Source organism: Clostridium sp. Ade.TY, assembly GCF_000498355.1.
Classification (GTDB): domain Bacteria; phylum Bacillota; class Clostridia; order Clostridiales; family Clostridiaceae; genus Clostridium.
On record NZ_AVSV01000064.1, the window covers coordinates 1 to 3,245 of the forward strand.

At 24.1% G+C, this 3,245-nt stretch carries 4 protein-coding genes; 2 read left to right on the forward strand and 2 right to left on the reverse strand.

Annotated features, from left to right (window positions below):
* Positions 1-242: 242 nt before the first annotated feature.
* On the reverse strand, positions 243-848 hold the full coding sequence (gene lexA, locus O212_RS0115785; protein WP_024616009.1) for a transcriptional repressor LexA: 606 nt from the start codon (positions 846-848) through the stop codon (positions 243-245).
* Positions 849-996: 148 nt separating this feature from the next.
* Between lexA and O212_RS0115790 the strand changes: the two genes are divergently transcribed.
* Both O212_RS0115790 and O212_RS0115795 read left to right on the forward strand, forming a co-directional pair.
* Positions 997-1,425 (forward strand): hypothetical protein, encoded by a 429-nt coding sequence (locus O212_RS0115790; protein WP_024616010.1) that lies wholly within the window; start codon positions 997-999, stop codon positions 1,423-1,425.
* Positions 1,426-1,520: 95 nt separating this feature from the next.
* Positions 1,521-2,054 carry a hypothetical protein gene (locus O212_RS0115795; protein ID WP_024616011.1) on the forward strand — a complete coding sequence of 178 codons (534 nt, stop codon included), beginning with the start codon at positions 1,521-1,523 and terminating at the stop codon, positions 2,052-2,054.
* 55 nt (positions 2,055-2,109) lie between these two features.
* Here O212_RS0115795 and O212_RS0115800 read toward each other — a convergent pair whose 3' ends face one another.
* Entirely contained in the window at positions 2,110-3,102 is a 993-nt protein-coding gene (locus tag O212_RS0115800) for a tyrosine recombinase XerC (protein ID WP_024616012.1), read from the reverse strand.
* Positions 3,103-3,245 lie beyond the last annotated feature (143 nt).

Consider the following 3,245-nt stretch of genomic DNA (forward strand, 5'->3'; position numbering starts at 1 on the left):
TTTAAAGTAAGTTATAAGTGTTACTATAAAATTTCCTTTATAATTTATTAAATTATATCCTAATAAAAAAAATACACTAATAAAGATTATAATAAATATATAAAATCTTTTTCTAAAAATACATTTTTCATTAAAAAGATTTGTTGATCTTATTAAAAATTTCATTTTATTACCCCGTAAAGTTTTAATTATTGAAAAAGAGATTCATATATAAAAATATGAATCTCTTTTTCAATATATTCTTAATAAGCTCTAAAAATCCCAACTAATTTACCTAAAATTTTGCAATCATCAACTATCATAGGTAACATAGCATCATTTTCCGGTTGTAATCTTATATTATTATTTTCTTTGAAAAATCTTTTAATTGTTGATGAATCATCAATTAAAGCTACTACAATATCTCCATTAGAAGCATATTGTGTTTTTTCTATAATTGCTAAATCACCATTATTAATTCCTGCATTTATCATACTATTTCCATTTACTTTAAGCATAAAAAGCTCATTATTATGCTTAACAAAATCAATTGGTAATGAAAATGTATCTTCAACATTTTCTGTTGCAAGTATAGGCAAACCAGCTGTTATATTTCCTACTATAGGAATATCAATCATTTCTCTTTTAGGTTGTAAGAATTCAATAATTTCTAAAGCTCTAGGCTTAGTAGGATCTCTCTTTATAAGACCTTTTTTTTCTAATCTCTTTAAGTGACCATGTACTGTTGATGTAGATTTTAAGCTAACAGCTTCACAAATCTCTCTTACAGATGGTGGGTAACCTTTATTTTCAGTATAAATTTTTAGAAACTCATATATTTGACTTTGTTTATCTTTACCATCTAACATCGCATAGCACCTCACATTTTTTTATTAATTATATCATATCATTGCTAATATATCAAACTTATGTTCTAAGAACGTAAGTTCTATTTGATGTATTCTTCATTATTTGTTATAATATAATTTGACTTTTCACTTATAAGGTGGTGTATTTATGAAAAACAAATATACAGATGATGATTATTGTGATTTATATGAAAATAAAATTTGTGATAATTGTGGAAAATGCTTAGAAAACGAAGGCGTTGATATAAGAGCTATAAAAATAGAAGATATATCAAAAAATATAGAAGAAAATAAATTTCTTGAAGAAGAATTCAAAAATACAATAGCTAAAGCTAAAAATATTGATCCTTCTTTAGAAAAAGAAGATTTAGAAAAAGCTTTAAAAGAAGCATATTCTATGATACAAAATAAATTAGAAGAACCATTATCTTATAACAAAGACTTAGAAAATGAAAATTATATAGATGCCTTTGAATTTATAGAGTATTTAGATGAAGCAGATCTTGATTATAACTCTTTAGATGATAATACTGAAGAAATATTTCCTGGAGTTAGAAGATTAATAAAAAAGAAGTAACTAATATTAGTTACTTCTTTTTTTATTATAGAATATTTTATCCTTTTTTATAAAATACTATTATTGTATCAAATTATATGATAGGAGAGAAACATATGAAAAAAACTAAATTATTATTCATTATAGGATTATTAGCAACATCACTTACATCTTTCATCTCTTGTAGTCCTAAACAAGCCGTTGACGAAACTAAACAAAAGGTAGAAGAAGGTTACGATAAAGCTAAAGAAAAGGTTAAAGAAGGTGTTGACAATATATTCAACGACGATGAGGCTAAGTTTAATTTAACATCTTTAAAAGATGATTTAAAAGCAAAAGGATTTGAACCAAAAGAAAAAGAAAGTAAAAATAACGCTATGGAGAAACTTTTTTCTGTAAGTGGAAAAATTCTTTCAATAAAAAATGGTGAAATATATGTCTATGAATATAATAAAGATCAAAAAGATAAATTAAAAAACGATTTAAATTCAATACAAAATAACAATTCTATAATGAACGGAGGAGATATAAAGTGGAATGTTTCTCCACATTTTTATAGCAAGGGTAGAGTGGTTGTTGTATATGATGGAAACAATCAAGAAATCTTGAATGCATTAAGCGAAATTATGGGTATGCCATTAGTAGGATAAATTAAACTAATAAACGATATGCTCATTATAAGCATATCGTTTATTAATAAATATGTTATATATCTGCTAAAGGATTTGATTTAACTGCATCCCTTAATGTTTCATCATCAACATGAGTATATATTTGAGTTGTAGAAATATTTTCATGGCCCAATATATTTTGAAGTGCCCTTATATCTACATTTCCATGTTTATACATTAATGTAGCAGCAGTATGCCTTAATTTATGAGGAGTATATTTTTCGTCCTTAAGTCCAGCTTTTTTAGTATAGTTTTTAACCATTATTTCAACTGTTCTTTTATTTATAGGAGTCCCTCTGTTAGATAAAAATAAAAATTTTTTATTTTCTTCAGAAGCTTTAGAGTCATTTCTATTTTTCAAATAATTATTGATAGCTTTCATACATGCTTCATTTAAGTAAACAGTTCTTTCTTTATTACCTTTGCCTATAATAGTTAATGTATCATCAGATATTTTTTCTAATTTTATATTACAAAGCTCTGACAATCTCATTCCACAATTTAAAAACAATGTTATTATACAATAATCCCTATAATAATTTTTATTTTTCTTGTCTATAGAGTTTAATAATTGAATACTTTCACTCAAATTTAAATAAATAGGGTGTCTTTTATTAATTTTAGGTGATTCTAACTCTAAAGTAGGATTTTCATCAATTATTTTCAATTTAGTTTGCAAAAATTTAAAAAAAGATTTTAAAGTAGCAACCTTTCTAGCTCTAGCATAAGCACTGTTATTTCTGTATTTTTCTAAAAAGCTCATAAAAGCATATAATTCTGATAATTTTATATCTCTAACAAACTTTTCATCTACGCAACTTATTTCAATACTTTCAAATTCAATATTTTTATTATCAACTTCATTTCTGTATAATCTCAAAAATCTAAAAAAAATAGTAAGATCTATTCTATACGCCTCAATAGTATTTTCGGATTTTCCTTTTATAGTTTCTAAATAATTCAAAAAATCTATCACAATAGGTGGAAGTGTATTTGTTTTTCTAAGTTCAGTAAAATCGTAAATCATAATTACACCTACTTATATAATATAATAATATTTTATATAATATTTTATCATAAATATATTAATATATGCAAAAACTAAGTTATTAATTTAATACAAAGCACCAATAATTTCGCTAAATAACCATTTAGCGAAATTATTGGTGC

Excerpts from the sequence above, each read along its gene's own strand:
- lexA (WP_024616009.1), bottom strand. The coding sequence starts at position 848 with ATGTTAGATGGTAAAGATAAACAAAGTCAAATATATGAGTTTCTAAAA.
- O212_RS0115790 (WP_024616010.1), top strand. The coding sequence starts at position 997 with ATGAAAAACAAATATACAGATGATGATTATTGTGATTTATATGAAAAT.
- O212_RS0115795 (WP_024616011.1), top strand. The coding sequence starts at position 1,521 with ATGAAAAAAACTAAATTATTATTCATTATAGGATTATTAGCAACATCA.
- O212_RS0115800 (WP_024616012.1), bottom strand. The coding sequence starts at position 3,102 with ATGATTTACGATTTTACTGAACTTAGAAAAACAAATACACTTCCACCT.